The sequence below is a fragment of the uncultured Veillonella sp. genome, assembly GCF_963543145.1.
Lineage (GTDB): Bacteria > Bacillota > Negativicutes > Veillonellales > Veillonellaceae > Veillonella.
The window spans coordinates 51,248-70,991 of record NZ_CAUTZP010000011.1; the positions used below are offsets into that span (position 1 = coordinate 51,248).

Below are 19,744 nucleotides of genomic sequence, written 5' to 3' on the forward strand. Positions count from 1 at the left end.
GATTAGATTTGTTGATGGAATGTACGGGAAATAACTTCGTCCTGTTGTGCTTTAGTCAATTTGCTGAAGTGCACTGCATAACCAGACACACGAACAGTCAATTGAGGGTACAACTCAGGATGTTTTTGAGCGTCTAACAATGTTTCGCGAGTGAACACGTTAACGTTCAAATGATGACCGCCTTTTTGGGAATAGCCATCCAATAACTCTACCAAGTTATCGATTTGTTGTTGGTTGCTCATGGGTATTACCTCCTTTCAACCAAGACTAACACTCATATCGGTGCCGGTGAAAGCAACTCGATACTATGGAAGACGTTATTTATCTTCCTTTATAGTAACATTTGGTTCGCTGCAAGCGAAGTTTGTATTGGAATTAGGCAATTGAGATGGATCTAACTCAATATCAAAATCGCTGACGGACACAAATGTTTCACCAGATTTACCTAATGCGTCAGGAATGATAGAGAAGGTATTGGAAATACCATCGGAGCTATCACGCCATGGCATTTTTGCTACGGATGCCAACGAAGAAATAGCGCCGTGAGTGTCACGACCATGCATTGGGTTAGCACCAGGAGCGAAAGCTTCACCAGCTTTACGGCCATCTGGAGTAGAACCTGTTGCAGTACCATATACTACGTTGGAAGTAATTGTTAACAAGCTCATAGTAGGAACGGATTGACGGTATGTAGGATGTTTACGAATTTTATTCATAAATGTGGAAACAACTTTTGCTGCCAAGCTATCTACACGATCGTCATCGTTACCATATTTAGGGAAGTCCCCTTCGATTTCGAAATCAACAGCGATGCCGTTTTCGTCACGAATAGGTTTTACCTTAGCATATTTAATAGCGGACAAGGAGTCAGCTACTACGGATAAACCAGCGATGCCAGTTGCAAACCAACGAGTTACCTTGCGGTCATGCAATGCCATTTCTAGTTTTTCATAAGCATATTTATCGTGCATGTAGTGAATGATATTCAATGCGTTTACATATACGCCTGCTAACCATTCCATCATGTCGTCGAATTTCTCCCATACTTCATCGAATTCTAAATATTCAGAAGTGATAGGGCGGTATTTAGGACCAATTTGTTTTTTCAATTTTTCATCAACGCCGCCATTGATTGCATAAAGCAAGCATTTAGCTAGGTTAGAACGAGCGCCGAAGAATTGCATTTCTTTACCAATACGCATTGGGGATACACAGCATGCGATAGCGTAGTCATCACCAGAGTTAGGACGCATTAAGTCGTCGTTTTCGTATTGGATGGAAGATGTTTCAATAGATAGTTTTGCACAGAAACGGCGGAAGCCGATAGGCATGCGAGGGGACCATAATACAGTGAGGTTTGGTTCTGGAGCAGGACCAAGGTTAGTCAATGTATGTAGGTAACGGAAGGACATTTTAGAAACTAATGTACGGCCGTCAGTCCCCATACCACCGATAGATTCAGTTGTCCAAACAGGATCGCCTGTGAACAAGTTGTTGTATTCATGGATACGTGCGAAGCGAACCATACGCAATTTCATGATGAAATGATCTACGAATTCTTGGATTTGCTCTTCTGTATATGTGCCATTGCGAAGGTCACGTTCTGCGTAAATGTCTAGGAATGTAGAGTTACGGCCGATGGACATAGCAGCACCATTTTGCTCTTTAATAGCACCAAGGTAGCCGAAGTAAATCCATTGCATAGCTTCTTTAACGTCTTTAGCTGGTCCAGAAATATCATAACCATAAGACGCAGCCATTTCTTTCAATTCTTTTAAGGAACGGATTTGCTCTTGAATCTCTTCGCGGTCGCGAATTACGTCTTCTAGCATATCGCCCATAGTAATGCTGAATTGTTCTTTTTTATCTTCGATGAGGTAATCTACACCATACAAAGCGATACGGCGATAGTCACCGATGATACGGCCGCGGCTGTAAGCATCAGGCAGACCAGTTACGATATGAGCCGTACGAGCGGCACGCATTTCTGGTGTATATACATCAAATACGCCATCATTGTGAGTTTTACGATGTTTTTTGAAGAAGTCTTCTGTTTGCGGATCCATTTTGAAGCCATATTCTTCAATAGCGGATTTCGCAGTACGCAAGCCACCATAAGGGAACATAGCGCGTTTTAATGGTTTATCAGTTTGCAAACCAACGATTGTTTCAAGGTCTTTGTCGATATATCCTGGCGCATGAGCAGTAATGTGTGTGGCCACGGAAGTATCAGCATCAAGCATGCCGCCTTTTTCACGTTCTTCTTCATAAAGCTTCATTACTTGGTCCCATAATTTTGTGGTTCTTTCTGTAGGACCAGCAAGGAAGGAATCGTCCCCTTCATAGGGGATATAGTTTCTTTGAATAAAGTCGCGTACGTCAACGGCTTTATCCCACACACCTGTGTTAAAATCTTTCCATGCAGTATGTTGCATTTTGCACCTCCATAAAAGGATATAACTATAGATTTCTATGCCTATAGTGTACAATGTTTGTCCTGATTTAACAAATTTTAAATGATATAAATTTTCAATACTTGCTATGCACTTTTCGTAAGTATAGCAGTTATTTATATTTAAAGTTAGTGGTTTGTATTCCTTATAAAGCCTGTAGCTATAGTAACAGGAAGTAATATTTGAACGATGTATGCTAAGGTGTTAGGACAATTCTATTATTATCAGATAATGAAAATTTATATCAATAAATAGAAAGAATTCGATATAAGAGGTTTAAATTTTTATGGTATTAGTAATGTATTATGGTAATATTAAAATATGTTATGTAATTTATACGGTGTTTTGATAGACTTAGTGTAGTTAGGATGCGTTAGTCCTCAATCACTTTAGAATAAGTGTATTTAGCTTAACATAAGTGTGTTTTGTTTAACATAAATGTATTTAGCTTAACGTAAATATAAAGATCCTATAAAGATACTGCGAAAGGTGGATGTTAATGACAAATCGGATGAAAGCTATTTTGGGTGCATCTGCCACGATTGCCGTATGGGCTACCGCATTTCCGTTTGGTAAACTTGCATTGCAATCAGTAGATGCATTGACACTCTCTGTAGCAAGAGTTGTAGGTGGAGCTATACTAATGCTCATTATTGGTGTATTCAAAGGCTTACACATCCCTACATCTTGGCGTGAGTGGGGCATATATATTTTGTTAGGTGCTACAGGGAACTTCGTTTATCAAGTTGTTTTTAATGAAGGGCTTCGCACAATCCCAGCGGCTACATCAAGTATTATTATGGCGTTAACGCCCATGACGACAGCACTTTTAGCGTTAGTGGTGTATAAAGATAGAATACGTCCTGCCGGATGGATCTTTACCATCACTGCATTTATAGGTGTAGCCATAATTATTCTTTGGAATTCTACCCTTACAATTCCTCTGGGTGCATTGTGGACTTTATTAGGTATGATATTGTTTGCGATGTATAACATCCTCAATCGAGGCCTTAGTTTGAAAGGTTATAACTCCATTACTATAGCTATGTGGTCAATGTTTACAGGTGCCATTATGGCACTGCCTTTTGCAGATCATGCTATTGAAATGATTGTGCAGGCACCTCTTAGTGCACAACTGGCCATGGTGTATCTGGCTTTCTTTTCCAGTGCCTTAGGATTTGTATTCTGGAGCTATGCTTTTGAACATGCCGAAAAGGTGTCTGATGTAACTAACTTTATGTATATTTCGCCAATCGTGGCAGCTATAGTAGCAGCCTTTTTGCTCGGTGAAATACCAAACATGGGACTTTATATTGGGGCACCAATTATATTAGGATCATTATTCTTATTTAATCGATATAGATAAGTTAACAAAAAAGAATCTCAACCTTTTAATGGGCGAGGTTCTTTTTTTTGTTTGACAGTCCTTATAAATTGTAGTAATCTAGGTATATCATTAAAACATACCTTAAAGATATGTTTTAAAATAGGATTAATTCCTATAGATTTAAAAGGAAAGAGGTGGTACAGTGATTGCTATACGAAATGTAACGAAAACATTTGATGTTAATAAGCAAAAGGTTACCGCATTATCTGATGTAAACTTCACCATAGAAAAAGGCGATATATTTGGTATTATTGGTTTCAGTGGAGCTGGTAAATCTACACTGTTGCGAATGATTAATGCTTTAGAGGTACCTACCTCTGGTCATGTTGAAATAGATGGTGTGAATATCAATGGCTTGAGTTTTAATGACCTCAGAAAGGTTCGTAAGCGCATAGGTATGGTATTTCAACAGTTCAATTTATTGAATGCTAAATCTGTGTATGATAATGTGGCGATTCCATTGATTCTAAATAAGGTTCCTAAATTAGAAATTGATAACAAGGTTAAAACCTTGTTAGATTTTGTTGATTTAGGCGATAAAGCAAATGCATATCCTGGAGAATTATCTGGTGGTCAAAAGCAGCGTGTAGGTATTGCTCGTGCGCTAGCTACAGATCCATCAATTTTGCTTTGCGATGAAGCAACAAGTGCTCTTGATCCAGATACGACAGAGTCTATTCTTCAACTATTAGAGCGCGTTAATCGTGAACTGGGGGTAACAGTTGTTATCGTAACTCATGAGATTGATGTAATTCAAAAAATTTGTAATCGCGTTGTGGTTATGGAACATGGGAAGCTCATAGAGAGTGGATCTGTACTTGAGGTGTTTAGTAAACCTAAACATGAAACAACGAAACGATTTGTTAGAACTGTCATTCCTGATGAAATTCCATCAGCAGTGAAACATACATTGGCCTGTGATAAGCGACCATATACAATTCTTAAGATGCATTTCTTAGGTAATAATACGACCGATAATGTTTTATATCATATTAATAAAACTTTTGATTTAGAAACGAGCGTGTTATTTGCTACGGTAACAGAGTTAGAACATACAGTACTTGGTATTTTTATTGTTCAGTTTATTGGTGATGATCTTGAAGTGGGCAAGGTAAAAGAATATCTTGTGACACAAGGTATTGAATGGCAGGAGGTGACACTATAATGGACTTCTTTATGCAAGAACTTGGTGTTCCCGGCTCGCAATTATTACTAGCCGCAGAACAAACATTATATATGGTGTTTCTATCTCTATTCATTGGTACTGTATTAGGTCTAATTATCGCAGTTACACTGGTAGTAACAAATCCTAATGGTATCGTTAAAAATAGTATTGTTTATACCATTACAAATACAATTGTTAATATTGTGCGTTCCGTACCATTTATCATTTTGATGGTGTTTATCTTACCATTAACAAAGATGATTGTAGGGACTCGTGTGGGAACAACGGCAGCTATCGTACCACTTGTTATATTTATTGCCCCTTATCTAGCTCGGCTCTTTGAAAACTCTATTTTAGAGGTTAATAAAGGAATTATCGAGGCGGCACAATCAATGGGTGCCTCACATTTTGAGGTGATTTGGCATTTCCTTTTACCGGAGGCAAAGGGGTCGCTTATTCTATCTATTACAACAGGTACCATAGGTCTTATCGGTGCTACTGCTATGGCTGGTGCCATTGGTGCAGGTGGTGTAGGTGATTTGGCTCTTACCTATGGTTATGAACGGTTGAACTTCCCATTGATGCTATTTACCGTTGTTATTTTAATTATTTTTGTTCAAATTATTCAAACAATAGGTAACTACTTTGCACGTCGTGCGCGTCGTTCCTAATTTGATGAAATAGATTCTAGTTATTTTGATTGTGAAAGTGTAGGAGAATATATCATGAAATTAAAAAAAATCATTGCCCTTGGTGCGGCATTAGTATTTAGCGTAGCTTTTATTGCAGGCTGCGGCTCAAACAATAGTGATAATGGCGCTAAAAAGGAATTAAGCTATAGTAAATCTCAAGGCCCTTACTCTGAATTGTTTGAAAAAGGTGTAAAACCAATTTTGGAAAAACAAGGTTATACCTTTAAAGGTGTAGATATGTCTGACTTGGTACAAGCAAACCAAGTGTTGAGTGATGGTGAAGTAGATTTCAACGTTGAACAACATACAGCATACATGAAAAACTTCAATGAAAAACAAAATGGCCATCTTGTAGCCTTAACTCCAATTCCAACAGTACCAGCAGGTATCTTTAGTGGTTCTAAAACATCTTTAGACCAAGTGGCAGATGGCGATACTATTGCAGTACCTAATGATGCATCCAACATGGCTCGTGCGTATGCGTTATTGCAAAAAATCGGTTGGATTAAACTTGATCCAAATAAAGACTTAGCGACAGTAACACAAGCGGATATTATTGAAAATCCTAAACATCTTAAATTTACAGAAATGAAGTCCCTTACCATTCCTTCTGTACGTACTGATTTCGATTACATTGTCATTACTGGTGCGGTTATCTATAATGCAAAAATCGATCCTAAATCTGCATTGGCAAATGAAGACGTATTACCACAATGGTTGTTACAACTCGTAGTTAATGAGAAAAACAAAGATGCACAATGGGCAAAAGACATTGTAGCAGCTTATCATTCTCAAGAATTTAAAGACTACATGGAAAAAAATAACAATGGCCTATGGTTCGTACCAAAAGTTGAATAAAAAAGGGAGATACTGAATCGTAATAAAGTATATTTATGTTCTGCTTGTTCTTTGGTTTTATAACTCTATTGTATGGTAATGCAAAAAAAATAAACCAACTAACAGTCAATAACGTCCAATCAAACGGGCAAATGAGTGTTAGTCAGTTTATGATTAACAATAGTATACTAAACGAAAAAGATCTAGACAAGCTTCGAAAACAGTATAATTATCAGTACTATCAAGCTATTTGGCATGGCTCACCACATGATTTTGATGTGTTTAATTAAGGTGCTATTAGGTTAACTTGCGAACAAGATTTGATTGAAATAAGGGTTTCACCTAATGATTTCAATTTATATGAAATTATATATGATAACAAAAAAAGCAGAATTACTGCTGCTGCTGTATATAAAGATACAGGTGGTCAGACCAGTAATTCTGCTTCTATGGTTACTATATATGAAAAGATGAAAGATATCAACGATATATTGTGTTCGGTGCAGTTCATCATAATAAAGTATCTTTATGTTCTGCTTGCCCTCTAGATAGGTTCATGATATACTTTTACTAGAGAAACGTGCTATGCATATGCACAAATAAGAGAACCACTGATAAGTTGCAGCTTATCAGTGGTTCTTTGTTTTTTACGGAAAACAATCCGAGGCTAATTACCAATTAACAAAAATAGCAAGTCTAACCATTTACAAATATAATAAGAAATTATATTTATCGTGACTGCTAAGAGAAGAGAAACAAACGTACTACGCATAATGCACCTCCTTCCCATTACCGGATTTGGAAAGGTTGGTAACATCTTTATTTTAGTACTAATATTTACATTGGAGTATATTAAAGAAATGATTAATATCGAGGCTGATAAAGTATATATTTATAGAGATGGGGATACCATTTTTCACTAAAAGTTATAAATTATTCAGTGTTATATGAATTTTATATACTTATTCCCGCCGCATAGTTTTCATAGAGTGTTTTATAGTGACCACCGCGTTCCATCAGTTCGTGGTGTGTCCCTTGTTCGACAATGGTGCCGTTTTCTACTACTAGTAGGAAATCGGCATTTTTTATTGTGGATAGGCGATGGGCAATGACGATGCTGGTACGCCCTTTAAGGAGGGTGTTCATGGCTTTTTGAACCTCTACCTCAGTACGAGTGTCGACGTTAGCTGTTGCTTCGTCCAGGATGAGAATGCTAGGGTCCGCTAAGAAGGCGCGAGCAATGGTAATTAATTGACGTTGACCTTGGGACAGGTCATCACCACCTTGTTTGAGCACTGTATCATAACCATCTGGCAAGGTACGGATAAAGTGATCTGCCATAGCCAGTTTGGCAACGTATTCGATCTCTTCACGACTAGCATTTGGCTTACCGTAGCCGATGTTATCAGCAATAGTGCCTGTGAAAATCCAAGCATCTTGTAACACCATGCCTACCATATTATGTAAGCTTTCACGAGATACATCACGAATGTCGACGCCATCGATGGTGATGCGACCATCCATAATATCATAAAAGCGCATGAGGAGATTCACCAAGGTTGATTTACCAGCTCCCGTAGGGCCTACAATAGCTACCATGGAGCCACCAGGAATATGAATGTTGATATCTTTCATAAACCCATTGGAGGGGGTATAGCCAAAATCAACGTGTTCAAAATCGATAGAGCCTGTATGTGTTATATGACTCGATGTATTAGCCATTATAGATGAATCCGAGCTAATCGTATCTGTGTTGATATCAGATTTACTATTAGATAACACAAGTTTTCCATTATCAATTTCAGAGGGTGTATCTATGACCTCATAAATTCGGCCTAAAGCGGCGGTCGTTTCTTGGAATTTTGTCATAATGTAGGAACTACGAGAGAGTGGATCTGACACCTGTCCTACGTAGAGGAAGAAGGCTTGGATGTCACCGATAGAAATGGACCCACGCAACACCATGAGGCCCCCTTGAATAGCGACGAGGCAATAGGTGAATTGATTTAGAAATTTTACAAGAGGTTCTACGAGCTGACTCGTAAAGGCGGCGCTTCGCATGGTTTTGAATAGATTCTCGTTCAGTACCTGTACTTGTTTCGTCATAGTTTCTTCTAGGCCAAAGGTTTGAATGATTGGTTTTCCTACAACGATTTCTTCAATACCGCTATTGAAAGCACCCAAAGCGGTTTGGTTCTTAAGGTACACGCGGCGTGCTCGTTTAGATAGCCACGTTAAGCATACGATACCAATTAGTATAATGACGATGATAGATACTCCTAGAATAGGGCTAATCCAGAGCATCATAGCAGTAGCACCGATAATGCCAATAATGGCGGACACGAGGCCTGGTACGCCTTCGCCAATGGTTTCTGCCACAGTATCTAAATCAGAGGTAAGGCGGCTTAGTAAATCGCCTCGCTGGTGATCGTGAAAGTACTCTATAGGCAATGAGTATAAATGAGTACTCATACGCGTACGTAAGGCTAATACTGTTTTTGAACCGATAGATGCCATCATATATTCACCAAAGTAGGTAAATAATGCATGACCGCTATAGATGGCAATGAGCCAGAGAATAATAGTATCTACAGAGGTTATGATCGTATGTATGTCTTGCTCGGCTTTTAAACCGCTGACGATAGCATCTACAATTTTACCGAGTAAAATTGGGGCGGAAACCTCAAACATAGCCGCAGTAATGAGTGCTAAGATGAGGAGTGCCAGCCAACCCCATTGGCTTTTAGATTCGACTAGGAAACGACGTAATGGGCTCATGCTGTCACCTCCTGAGATGCTAAAATTTGTTGATATACAGTAGAGGTAGTTGCTAGTTCATCATGTGTGCCGTATCCTGCAACTCGACCTCTGTTAATGATTAAAATATGGTCTGCTTTTTTTGCGGCGCTTACCTTTTGCTCTACGGAGATGAGGGCTGGTCGATTATCCTTTTGCAATTCCTTATGTAGTGCTGTACGAACAGCACGTTCTGTAGTGCCATCGAGGGCGGAGAAACTATCGTCAAATATGAATAAATCCGGTTTACGCACTAAGGCTCTTGCCATGGCAAGGCGCTGCCGTTGACCCCCAGATAGATTAGTACCACCTTGGGAGACCATATAATGGTAACCGCCGTCGAGACGATTGATAAACTCATCTGCCTTAGAGAGTCGACATGCATTTTCCACATCTTGAGAGGTAATTGTTTGATTTGGCGCTGCCCCATATCGTACGTTCATATCGATAGTTCCGGTAAACAAATAGGCTTTTTGTGGTACATAGCCAATATGGGCGCGTAACTCATCTACATTCCATTCATAGATAGACTTACCTTCAAAGAGGATATCTCCAGATTCAATAGAGAATAGGCGAGGGATAAGATTGGTGATTGTACTTTTACCAGAACCGATATCGCCCATAATCGCTAGGGTTTCGCCATGATGTACGGTAAAGGAGATATTTTCAAGGGCAGGGGACTCCGCATTATCGTAACGGAAGGTAACGTTGCGGAATTCGAGAAGCGGTGTATCATCGTTTGCGGTTACAATGTTATGCGGTTCAGGGAATGTATCGGTATTTTCGTGTTCTAACAACTCACGAATACGAGCGTAACACACGATAGCTTCCGGGATGTCGATGATTACGAATATGGCCATGAGCATGCTTAATAGGATGAGGTTCGCATACTCGATAACGGCCATAATATCACCAACTTGTAGGGAGCCCATGCTGACGTTGTAGCCGCCCAGCCAGAGAATAGCAACAGTACTCATATTAAATAGAATGAGTATCGTTGGTAATCCGATGGCAAAGGTTTGGCGCAATTTTTTGTTCAGTTGTGCGGACTCTGTAAAAATAGCAATTTCTTTTTGGTTTTCGTAGTCGCTTCTGTTGAAAGCTCTAATAACCGGCATACCTACGATGTGATCTCGAACCATATCGGTGATATCATCTAGTTTTAATTGCATAGCCTTGATAAGTGGTAAGGCCCGGCTTTCAATAAAGATAATAGTAAGTATCATGCAGGCCATAACGGTGAGAATGACAAGCCCTAATTGCCAACTTTTGTAGAAGGTAAGGACAAGGCCAACACATATCATAATCGGCATAGGCAGGATCATATTTAAGCCTTCTCCTAGGACAGATTGAATTTTCTCTACGTCCCGGCTTGTGCGCATCAATATGGTACCGGTACCAAAGTGCGTAAAGTCGCGGAGTGAAAAGTATTGAAGTGCTTTCACTAGATCGTCACGCATTACCTTGCCTACAGAGGCTGAAATATGAGCACTCATAGCAACGCCTAGAATAGCGGATAGGACCGTTAGTAATGCTACAACAAGCATGTTCATGCTAGAGCTAGTAATCATCTCCAGGTCGCCTTTAAGGACACCATCATTGATGATGGTTGCCGTTAATGTTGGTATATATAATGTGCCTGCTACAGTAAGTAAGGAAAGAAGCGATACTATGGCAGCAGGAAACCATAAAGGTTTTATATAATGTATAAATGGTTTCATTTGAATCCTCTTAATAAATTAACAATTTTCGATATTTACATTATATTGTATAAAATTAAAATTATCTAGTAAGATAAAATTTATTACTAAAAGTTTATTATCGATTAATAAGTATTATAATTGAGTTTATATCATCTTATTAAAATTTTTGATATACTAAATAGGCATTTTTTGCAATTTTTGTTTTGAAGTAGTAAGGAGAGTTTCTAATGAAAGTAAATTGGAAATTATTTGCACCGCTTGTAGTAGCTATTCTTGTATGGCTCATCGGTGCACCTGAAGGCCTTAGCGCAGATTCTTGGATTTACGTAAGTATTTTCGCTGGCCTCGTGGTAGGTTTAATTTTAGAACCAATGCCACCAGCTTTTATCGGTATCATTGCTGTTACCGTGTCTATGTTGTTTAAGGTTGGTCCTGCACCTGTTGTAGATAAAGCAACTGGTGTTGCAAAAGTGATTACTGATGCACAAGCTATCAGTTGGGGCCTCAGTGGTTTCTCTAATGCTATTGTGTGGTTGATTTTCGCCGCTTTCATGATTGGTATCGGTTATGAAAACTCTGGCCTTGGTCGCCGTATTGCCTTGTTCCTCGTTGCTAAGCTTGGCAAATCCTCTTTGGGTCTTGGTTATGCCATCGCTATTACGGACCTTGTATTGGCGCCGTTCATCCCAAGTAATGCGGCTCGTTCTGGTGGTACGATTTACCCAATCGTATCTAGTATTTGTCCAATGTTTGATTCCTATCCAGATAAGAACCCTCGTAAAATTGGTTCCTATTTGAACTGGGTAGCGTTGGCAACTACATGTGTATCTAGCTCCATCTTCTTGACTGGCGCAGCGCCAAATCCATTGGCTCTTGAATTGTCTGCGAAATCTGGTATCGTAGTGGCAAACTGGGGCACATGGTTCTTAGCGTTCTTGCCAGTAGGCATTATCTTGTTCATCATCACTCCATTGTTGACCTATGTATTCTGTAAACCAGAAGTAAAAGGCTCCCCTGAAATTGCAGCCTGGGCAAAGGATGAGTACAAGAAATTAGGCTCCATGACTCGCAGTGAAATTATCATGGCCTTGATTTCTGTATTGGCTCTTGTATTGTGGGTTGGTGCTTCTACATTTAAAGTAAACCCAACTACAACAGCTTTAATTGTTATTATCTTGATGATTTTGACTAAGATTATGACATGGCAAGACTTCCTTGCTAACAAACCAGCATGGAATGTTTTGGTTTGGTTCGCTACACTTGTACCTATGGCTTCTGCTCTTAAAAACGTAGGATTCTTAGAATGGCTTGCTAAATCTGCTGGCGGTTTTTTTGTTTCTCTAGATCCGACTATGGCAGTTCTTGGTTTGTTATTAGCATTCTGCTTGCTTCGTTACTTCTTTGCATCTGGTACTGCTTATGTAACGGCTATGGTAGGCTTATTTGCTACTCTAATTCTTCAAATTCCTGGCGTTGATCCAGCGCAAGTTATGTTGATTCTTTTATTACCAATGGGGATTATGGGTATCCTTACTCCATATGGTACTGGTCACAGCCCAATCTGGTTTGCTAGTGGCTATAACAAAGGTCCTGAATTCTGGAAATTGGGTGCTATCTTTGGGATTATCTACCTCACTATCTTTATCGTGGTGGGGATTCCATGGATTCAGTTCGTAATGCCACTTTTAGGATAACTTTCCGCCGCCATATGTCTCTCTGCGCTCCATTCGCTGTAAGTCGCTAGATAGACATATGGCGGCTTCTTCTATGTTAAAATGGCAAATTTTGACAAAGCTCGACAAATCTAAAAAAAAAAATATAATAATGTTGGGATGGTAAATTTCTTATCTATGCATTCTGATGGAGATATTTATTATTATGTCTACGTCTGAGCATGTTGTTCAGTCAATAGTATATGAGGTAGGTACCTCTTGTAAAATCTATATCGTATAGTAGGAGGTTCTTATGTCTACAAAGTCTATTACGGGCACAGGTCTATTATTAGCCGTAGCCTTATTGGCGCAAAGCTTGCGCCTTATTTTCCCATTTATTCCTAATCAGGTGAGCATGTTCCTCATCGGGTCCATTACGTCTGCAACCTTTGTACTTGCCACATGGCGCTATGGATGGAAGAATGGTCTTGTTATTGCTTGGATTGCACCAGTAGTGGCGCATTTACAAGGTATGTTGCCGTTGCCGCCGTTCATTTTGATTACGGCTCTTGGCACGACAGCTTATGTGTTTGTGGCGTATTGGTTACAATATAAACCTAAGGTATTGCTTATCATTGTGGCGGCTTTAGTGAAAGCAGGTGTTCTCTTTGGGGGATATTCTTTGTTCTTTTCACTGTTCCAATTCCCACCAAAGATTGTAAACACTATGTTGTTCGTATCTAGTTGGCCTCAATTGGTAACATCTTCTTTAGGTATTATTCTGGCGCTACTTATTACAAAGCGTACTAAAAATTAGTCTAACTTAACTTAGAGTTATGACAACCCATTCAAAATAGATATGACTTTTTAGGGGCACTCACACGGTATGAGTGCCCATTTTTGTTGACCTTAGTCATTGTCTACTTTTATAATTAATATATTGTATACAAATATGAGGAGTTGAATGGAATGAAATTTAATACAAAATGCGTTCATGGCAGTGGTAGACCAGATAGTACTGGTGCGATTTCCCCTGCAATCTATATGTCTAGTACATTTTCCCATCCACGGTTGGGTGATACAACAGGTTACCAATATACGCGTGAATCTAATCCAACACGAGATCGTTTGGAACAATTAATAGCAGGCCTTGAAGAAGGTACGGATGCATTGGCATTCTCCTCTGGCATGGCCGCAGTGGATGCAGTATTCCATCTATTCTCCCCTGGAGACCACATCATTTTAGGCGATGATTTATATGGCGGTTCTATCCGTATGTTTACAAATATTTACGAACAAAACGGCATTGAGTTCACCTATGTTGGTACGTCTGATCTTGATGCGGTGAAAGCAGCTTTCAAACCGAATACAAAGGCTGTTTATATTGAAACACCTACCAATCCTATGATGGAAATTACCGATATTCGTGCACTTTGTGCGTTGGCCCATGAGCGTAATGCACTAGTAATCATCGACAATACATTCTTGAGCCCATACTTCCAAAAACCATTGACTTTGGGTGCAGATATTGTTGTTCATAGTGGTACAAAATTCATCGGTGGTCATCATGATGTAATTTCTGGCTTCACCATTGTAAAAGACGATGAATTGGCTGCGAAATTGCGCTTAACATACAAAACTGTAGGTGCTTGCTTATCTGCTATGGATAGCTGGCTCGTTATCCGCGGTGTTAAAACCTTGGCACTTCGCATGGAGCAACACCAAAAGAATGCCATTGCTCTTGCTGAATGGCTCAAAAAACAACCTAAAGTTACAAAAGTGTTGTTCCCAGGTCTTCCTGAACATCCAGGCTATGAAATTAATAAAGCTCAAACGACTGGCTTTGGTGGGATGTTGTCCTTCGAAGTAGATAGCGAAGAAACAGCTAAAACTGTATTAGAAGGCATTGAGCTTATTCAATTTGCTGAAAGCCTTGGTGGTACAGAGTCCTTGTTGACATACCCTGTAACGCAAACACATCCAGATTTAAAACCTGAAGATGCAGAGCGTAAAGGGATTACACGTCGCTTATTGCGTCTATCTGTAGGTATTGAAGACACAGACGATTTGATTGCAGATTTGGAACAAGCTTTCAATAAATAAAGGAGTTCCTATGGGACAATATAATTTTGATCAAATTTTAGATAGAACTCATACAAAATCTTTAAAATACGATTTTGCAGTAAAACGAGGTAAACCAGCTGATGTGTTGCCATTCTGGGTAGCAGACATGGACTTTGAGGTCCCACCTGAGTTAAAGCAAATCCTATTGGACCGCGTAAACCATGGCGTATTTGGTTATACCGAGTCTGATGATGAGTATTTTGATGTTTTGAAAAATTGGTTTAGTACGCGTTTTAACTGGACGCCAGAGCAAAAATGGCTCGTTAAAACTCCAGGCATCGTATTTGCTTTGGCCATGGCTGTTCGCGCTTTCACCAAGGAAGGTGAAGGGGTACTCATCAACCAACCGGTATACTATCCATTTAGTATGGTTATCGATGATAACGACCGTCGCCTCATCAATGTGCCATTAATTAAAGGCGAAGAGAAGTACACTATTGATTTTGAGGGGATTGAACGGGCTATCGTTGAGGAAAATGTTACATTATTCCTCTTGTGTAATCCCCACAATCCTGTAGGCCGCGTATGGACTGAGGACGAGTTAAAACAACTTGGCGATATTTGTATTAAACATAATGTACTCGTCGTAAGCGATGAAATTCACGCTGACTTTGTATGGAAAGGCCATACGCATAAGGTCTTTGCTAATCTTGGTGAAAGCTATGCAGAGCATTGCATCGTATGTACAGCACCTAGTAAGACTTTCAACATCGCTGGTCTTCAAGTAAGTAATATTTTCATTCCTAATGACTCCTTGCGTCGTCGTTTTATCAAAGAAATCGACCGCGCTGGTTATAGTCAGTTAAATACAATGGGGATCGTTGGCTGTGAAGGGGCCTATAAAGTAGGGGCACCTTGGCTCGATGAATTGAAAGAATACATTCAAGATAATATCCAGTTCACCATTGATTATGTCGCAAAATATATGCCGAAAATTCACGTATACCGTCCGGAAGGCACATATCTTATGTGGTTAGATTGTTCTAAGTTGCCATTAAGCCCTAAGGAACGTGATGAATGGATTATTAATGAAGCTAAACTGTGGCTTGATACTGGTTCCATGTTTGGTGTAGATGGGGAAGACTTCGAACGTATTAACGTAGCGTGTCCTCGTAAAACATTAGAAGAAGGTCTCGAAGCTTGGCGTCGTGCTTACGAGGCTAAAGGCTTTTAATAAGCTTAGTTAAATTATTTAGAGTAGCTTAGTTATATTGTTTAGATTAGGTTATCAAATTGTTTAGTGTATAGAGGTGATAATATGCCTATTAAAGTAATAAAGAATTTACCGGCCATTACGAAATTAGCTCAAGAGAACATTTTCGTTATGGATACAGAACGGGCGGAGAATCAACAAATCCGACCTTTGCAAATTTTGCTAGTCAATTTGATGCCTACTAAAGAAGTGACTGAAACACAAATTTTGCGTGCTCTCAGTAATAGCCCCTTGCAAGTGAATTTAACATTGTTACATACTGCATCTCGTAAGGCAAAAAATACAGATGAGCAGTATTTAGACACTTTCTACCGCACCTTTGATGAGGTGAAAGATGAGTTCTTTGATGGCATGATTATTACCGGAGCTCCTGTAGAATTAATGCCCTTTGAAGAGGTAGATTATTGGTCTGAGCTAGTAGAAATCATGAACTGGGGCGAGGAGCATGTATACTCCACATTCTATATCTGTTGGGGTGCTCAAGCTGGTTTGTATCATCACTTTGGTATCAATAAATCCATTATGGATGAAAAGCTATTTGGTGTGTATGAACATGATATCTATAATGATCGTCCCGTATTATTACGTGGTTTTGATGAGAAATTCTGGATGCCACACTCCCGTCATACAACGGTTTCACTAGAACAAATTAAAGAAAACCGTGATTTGGAACTCTTAGCTGGCTCTGAACCTACAGGTGCAGCTATCGTTCGTAGTTTAGATAACAAACACATTTTTGTATTTGGTCACGCTGAATACGACTGGGATACACTTAATCGTGAATATGTACGAGACGTTAACAAGGGGTTGGATATTGCAGTTCCTGAAAATTACTTCCCCGATGATGATCCAAAACAACGGCCAGTTGTACGTTGGAGATCTGTAAGTACATTGTTATTTACAAACTGGCTAAATTACTATGTATATCAAGAAACACCGTACATCATTGAACAAATACAAAAAATGAAATTTGAACGGGATAAAAATTTAGGTGCTTATATCTAAAACTATCGTATGTAACTATTGCCCCTAATTACTTCTGAAGGTCTCTAATATGAGCTAGTCAGTTAGAAGTGATTAGGGGTTTTTGGTGTGTTCATTTAGAAAATTATTTAACTCATTCATTTATAAAGTTATTTGGCTCGCTTGGAGGGTTAGAAACAACTTAGCGACTTTTAAAGTCCACCATAGTTTTAAGTTATGGATAAGTTCATATAAAAAATAGTAGACATAATTTTTAAAGCATAGTACTATACTAGGTATAAAGAATGAAGTTAATGTATAGTTAACATAAAGGAGTTGTCACAATGAGTAAACAATACAGATTTGAAACATTACAATTACATGCCGGTCATACGGTAGATCCAACAGGTTCTCGTGCAGTACCTATTTACCAAACTACATCTTTCGTATTTAAAGATGCAGAAGAAGCAGCAGGTCGTTTTGCCTTAACTAATCCTGGCGGTATTTATTCACGCCTTGGCAATCCTACGACTGATGTATTGGATGCTCGTGTGGCACAACTTGAAGGTGGTGCAGCTGGTATCGCAGTAGCATCTGGTTCTGCAGCGGTTACATATTCTATCTTGAACGTAGCAAATGCTGGCGATAATATTGTTGCTGCATCTACATTGTATGGTGGTACTTACAACTTGTTCACTGCTACATTACCACGTTTTGGTATTCACACTAAATTCGTAAACCCTGATAATTTGGAAGAATTCGACGCAGCTATTGATGAAAATACGAAAGCTGTTTATATCGAATCCATCGGTAACCCTGGTATTAACCTTATCGATGTACAAGCAGTTGCTGATATTGCACATAAACACAATATCATCTTGATCGTAGATAACACATTTGCATCTCCATACTTGTTCCGTCCATTAGAACACGGTGCTGACGTAGTTGTACATTCTGCTACTAAATATCTTGGTGGTCACGGTACAACATTAGCTGGTGTAGTAGTAGAATCTGGTAAATTCGACTATAAAGGTTCTGGTAAATACCCTAGTTTCGCTGAAGGCGACGAACACTATAATGGTTTAGTATTTGGTGATTTGCCAATCCCATTCACTGTAAAAATCCGTGCTCAATTGCTTCGTGATACTGGTGCCTGCATTACACCACTTGCAGCATGGCAAATCTTGCAAGGTATTGAAACATTGTCCTTGCGCGTAGAACGTCATGTAGAAAATGCTCGTAAAGTAGTAGACTTCTTGAGTAAACATCCTAAAGTAGCATGGGTAAGCTACCCAGAATTAGAAGATAGCAAATACAAAGCTTTAGCTGATAAATACTTCTCTAAAGGCGTTGGTGCTGTATTCACATTCGGCGTAAAAGGCGGTAAAGAAGCAGGTATTAAACTTGTAGACTCCTTGGAAATCTTCTCTAACCTTGCTAACGTAGCAGATGCTAAATCCCTTGTTATTCATCCTGCATCTACAACACATGCACAACTTAATGAAGAACAACAAAAATCTGCTGGTGTAACACCAGATATGGTACGTGTATCTATCGGCCTTGAAAATATTGATGACATCATCGAAGACTTGGCACAAGCTTTAGATAAAGCATAATCTCTTAAATCTCATTGGGAAAACTATAGATCAAACTTTCAGAACATACAAATGACATCCTTAAGCTAGACCTCGCTTAAGAAATAGAACAAAGAACTATCAAACCTATAAAACTTATACAAAATACCTCCCCTGTGGGAGGTATTTTTGGGGTTATAGGACAAAAAGTGTGTGTGACTAATCCCAATAAGTTGGAAAATCTGTAGACATATGTAGCTCATTCCAAACAGGAGCATCCCCCCATTGAGGGATTGAACGATCTATTTGGCAATAATCAGATAACCGTTTGTAGATAGCAGCAATTGATTCATCTGTAGGCATACAATTTAATATATCTGAAATAGAAAGCGGTCTTGGTGAGTGCATATAGCACCACCAATAGACCGCTTTTAGTCTTCTTTCAAGTGAAAGGCCCCTATGAGCCCGTAACATACTTCTTAGTTGAGCATTTACTCCACCTTCAATACGATTATTTGTTGTAGGTACTGTAATATCAATGCATTCCAAAAATGTAAATAAAGTTTGTTGCCTAATCAGGCGCCATAATGATGATTCAGCTTTAAGCAAACGCTCATGTGTAGAGCGTTTGTTTCCAAATTCATCAATCGTCATTTCTCGTAAAAAATCAGAATATGTCATGCGCCACGCTGAAAGCTCATTAATCCATATAAAGGCTTGATCCATTGTTTTCACATTAAATAAAGCTTTGGCAAGACTATAAAGGTCCTTCCCAGCTAACGTTTTAGGTCTACTTGTCGTATATCGTCTAACCTGACAAAAAATATGAAATAGGCATCTTTGGTGGCTACTATGAGGCCAAACTTTCCGTAATGCTTTAGGTAAACCATTAGCACCATCAGACACAACGACTTTAGGTTCAACAATCCGTTCCATTAAGCACTGCCAAGCTCTAGCATGCTCATAACGGCAGACATACCATCCTAGAACATGAGTATCATTGCAACAAATCAACACACATAAATTCCTAGATAAGTAAATTCCATCAAGATATACCACATCATGTACTTCTTCCACTATTGGTGGCAATGGCCATATGGACCAAAATTTAGCGGTTTTACGCCTAAATGTACGACCTTTACCAGGCATATCAGCTTGAATATCGGTACTGAATAACCAATTCAA

General features: G+C 39.2%; 15 protein-coding genes. 10 read left to right on the forward strand and 5 right to left on the reverse strand.

The window, feature by feature from the left end:
- Window positions 1–2: 2 nt before the first annotated feature.
- Together grcA3 and pflB are read right to left on the reverse strand one after the other, a co-directional pair.
- A complete protein-coding gene (gene grcA3 / locus RWZ05_RS06220; protein WP_005387698.1) occupies window positions 3–242 on the reverse strand; it encodes an autonomous glycyl radical cofactor GrcA3 in 240 nt (79 codons plus the stop codon).
- 75 nt (window positions 243–317) lie between these two features.
- Complete coding sequence (gene pflB / locus RWZ05_RS06225; RefSeq protein ID WP_314642984.1) at window positions 318–2,435, reverse strand: formate C-acetyltransferase; 2,118 nt, start codon at window positions 2,433–2,435, stop codon at window positions 318–320.
- 517 nt (window positions 2,436–2,952) lie between these two features.
- On the opposite strand from pflB, the gene RWZ05_RS06230 reads away from it, so the two are divergent.
- The 4 genes from RWZ05_RS06230 (at window position 2,953) to RWZ05_RS06245 (ending at window position 6,555) form a co-directional block, all read left to right on the forward strand.
- On the forward strand, window positions 2,953–3,819 hold the full coding sequence (locus tag RWZ05_RS06230) for a DMT family transporter (protein WP_105084089.1): 867 nt from the start codon (window positions 2,953–2,955) through the stop codon (window positions 3,817–3,819).
- A gap of 163 nt (window positions 3,820–3,982) precedes the next feature.
- Window positions 3,983–5,005, forward strand: coding sequence for an ATP-binding cassette domain-containing protein (locus RWZ05_RS06235; protein ID WP_314642987.1), 1,023 nt, complete (start codon window positions 3,983–3,985; stop codon window positions 5,003–5,005).
- Window positions 5,005–5,676 carry a methionine ABC transporter permease gene (locus RWZ05_RS06240; protein ID WP_005381510.1) on the forward strand — a complete coding sequence of 224 codons (672 nt, stop codon included), beginning with the start codon at window positions 5,005–5,007 and terminating at the stop codon, window positions 5,674–5,676. Before RWZ05_RS06235 ends, RWZ05_RS06240 begins: the two co-directional genes overlap by 1 nt.
- Before the next feature lie 54 nt (window positions 5,677–5,730).
- A complete protein-coding gene (locus RWZ05_RS06245; RefSeq protein WP_314642990.1) occupies window positions 5,731–6,555 on the forward strand; it encodes a MetQ/NlpA family ABC transporter substrate-binding protein in 825 nt (274 codons plus the stop codon).
- A 933-nt stretch (window positions 6,556–7,488) separates the two neighbouring features.
- Here RWZ05_RS06245 and RWZ05_RS06250 read toward each other — a convergent pair.
- Entirely contained in the window at window positions 7,489–9,312 is a 1,824-nt protein-coding gene (locus RWZ05_RS06250) for an ABC transporter ATP-binding protein (protein ID WP_314642991.1), read from the reverse strand.
- Window positions 9,309–11,051, reverse strand: coding sequence for an ABC transporter ATP-binding protein (locus RWZ05_RS06255; protein WP_314642993.1), 1,743 nt, complete (start codon window positions 11,049–11,051; stop codon window positions 9,309–9,311). The genes RWZ05_RS06250 and RWZ05_RS06255 overlap by 4 nt, the downstream gene beginning before the upstream one ends.
- A gap of 209 nt (window positions 11,052–11,260) precedes the next feature.
- Between RWZ05_RS06255 and RWZ05_RS06260 the strand changes: the two genes are divergently transcribed.
- The 6 genes from RWZ05_RS06260 (at window position 11,261) to RWZ05_RS06285 (ending at window position 18,601) form a co-directional block, all read left to right on the forward strand.
- Entirely contained in the window at window positions 11,261–12,727 is a 1,467-nt protein-coding gene (locus RWZ05_RS06260; protein WP_314642994.1) for a DASS family sodium-coupled anion symporter, read from the forward strand.
- Window positions 12,728–12,998: 271 nt separating this feature from the next.
- Entirely contained in the window at window positions 12,999–13,502 is a 504-nt protein-coding gene (locus tag RWZ05_RS06265; RefSeq protein WP_060923886.1) for an ECF transporter S component, read from the forward strand.
- 152 nt (window positions 13,503–13,654) lie between these two features.
- On the forward strand, window positions 13,655–14,788 hold the full coding sequence (locus RWZ05_RS06270) for a PLP-dependent aspartate aminotransferase family protein (RefSeq protein WP_314642995.1): 1,134 nt from the start codon (window positions 13,655–13,657) through the stop codon (window positions 14,786–14,788).
- Between the two features lie 10 nt (window positions 14,789–14,798).
- Complete coding sequence (locus tag RWZ05_RS06275; protein ID WP_314642996.1) at window positions 14,799–15,983, forward strand: MalY/PatB family protein; 1,185 nt, start codon at window positions 14,799–14,801, stop codon at window positions 15,981–15,983.
- 84 nt (window positions 15,984–16,067) lie between these two features.
- On the forward strand, window positions 16,068–17,027 hold the full coding sequence (gene metA, locus RWZ05_RS06280; RefSeq protein WP_314642997.1) for a homoserine O-succinyltransferase: 960 nt from the start codon (window positions 16,068–16,070) through the stop codon (window positions 17,025–17,027).
- Between the two features lie 302 nt (window positions 17,028–17,329).
- Window positions 17,330–18,601 (forward strand): O-acetylhomoserine aminocarboxypropyltransferase/cysteine synthase family protein, encoded by a 1,272-nt coding sequence (locus RWZ05_RS06285; RefSeq protein WP_314642998.1) that lies wholly within the window; start codon window positions 17,330–17,332, stop codon window positions 18,599–18,601.
- 177 nt (window positions 18,602–18,778) lie between these two features.
- On the opposite strand, the gene RWZ05_RS06290 is transcribed toward RWZ05_RS06285, so the two are convergent.
- Window positions 18,779–19,744, reverse strand: a 966-nt coding sequence (locus tag RWZ05_RS06290; protein ID WP_314642999.1) for an IS256-like element ISVat1 family transposase, incomplete at its 5' end; no start/stop codon positions are given.

Excerpts from the sequence above, each read along its gene's own strand:
- grcA3 (WP_005387698.1), bottom strand. The coding sequence starts at position 242 with ATGAGCAACCAACAACAAATCGATAACTTGGTAGAGTTATTGGATGGC.
- pflB (WP_314642984.1), bottom strand. The coding sequence starts at position 2,435 with ATGCAACATACTGCATGGAAAGATTTTAACACAGGTGTGTGGGATAAA.
- RWZ05_RS06230 (WP_105084089.1), top strand. The coding sequence starts at position 2,953 with ATGACAAATCGGATGAAAGCTATTTTGGGTGCATCTGCCACGATTGCC.
- RWZ05_RS06240 (WP_005381510.1), top strand. The coding sequence starts at position 5,005 with ATGGACTTCTTTATGCAAGAACTTGGTGTTCCCGGCTCGCAATTATTA.
- RWZ05_RS06245 (WP_314642990.1), top strand. The coding sequence starts at position 5,731 with ATGAAATTAAAAAAAATCATTGCCCTTGGTGCGGCATTAGTATTTAGC.
- RWZ05_RS06250 (WP_314642991.1), bottom strand. The coding sequence starts at position 9,312 with ATGAGCCCATTACGTCGTTTCCTAGTCGAATCTAAAAGCCAATGGGGT.
- RWZ05_RS06255 (WP_314642993.1), bottom strand. The coding sequence starts at position 11,051 with ATGAAACCATTTATACATTATATAAAACCTTTATGGTTTCCTGCTGCC.
- RWZ05_RS06260 (WP_314642994.1), top strand. The coding sequence starts at position 11,261 with ATGAAAGTAAATTGGAAATTATTTGCACCGCTTGTAGTAGCTATTCTT.
- RWZ05_RS06265 (WP_060923886.1), top strand. The coding sequence starts at position 12,999 with ATGTCTACAAAGTCTATTACGGGCACAGGTCTATTATTAGCCGTAGCC.
- RWZ05_RS06270 (WP_314642995.1), top strand. The coding sequence starts at position 13,655 with ATGAAATTTAATACAAAATGCGTTCATGGCAGTGGTAGACCAGATAGT.
- RWZ05_RS06275 (WP_314642996.1), top strand. The coding sequence starts at position 14,799 with ATGGGACAATATAATTTTGATCAAATTTTAGATAGAACTCATACAAAA.
- metA (WP_314642997.1), top strand. The coding sequence starts at position 16,068 with ATGCCTATTAAAGTAATAAAGAATTTACCGGCCATTACGAAATTAGCT.
- RWZ05_RS06285 (WP_314642998.1), top strand. The coding sequence starts at position 17,330 with ATGAGTAAACAATACAGATTTGAAACATTACAATTACATGCCGGTCAT.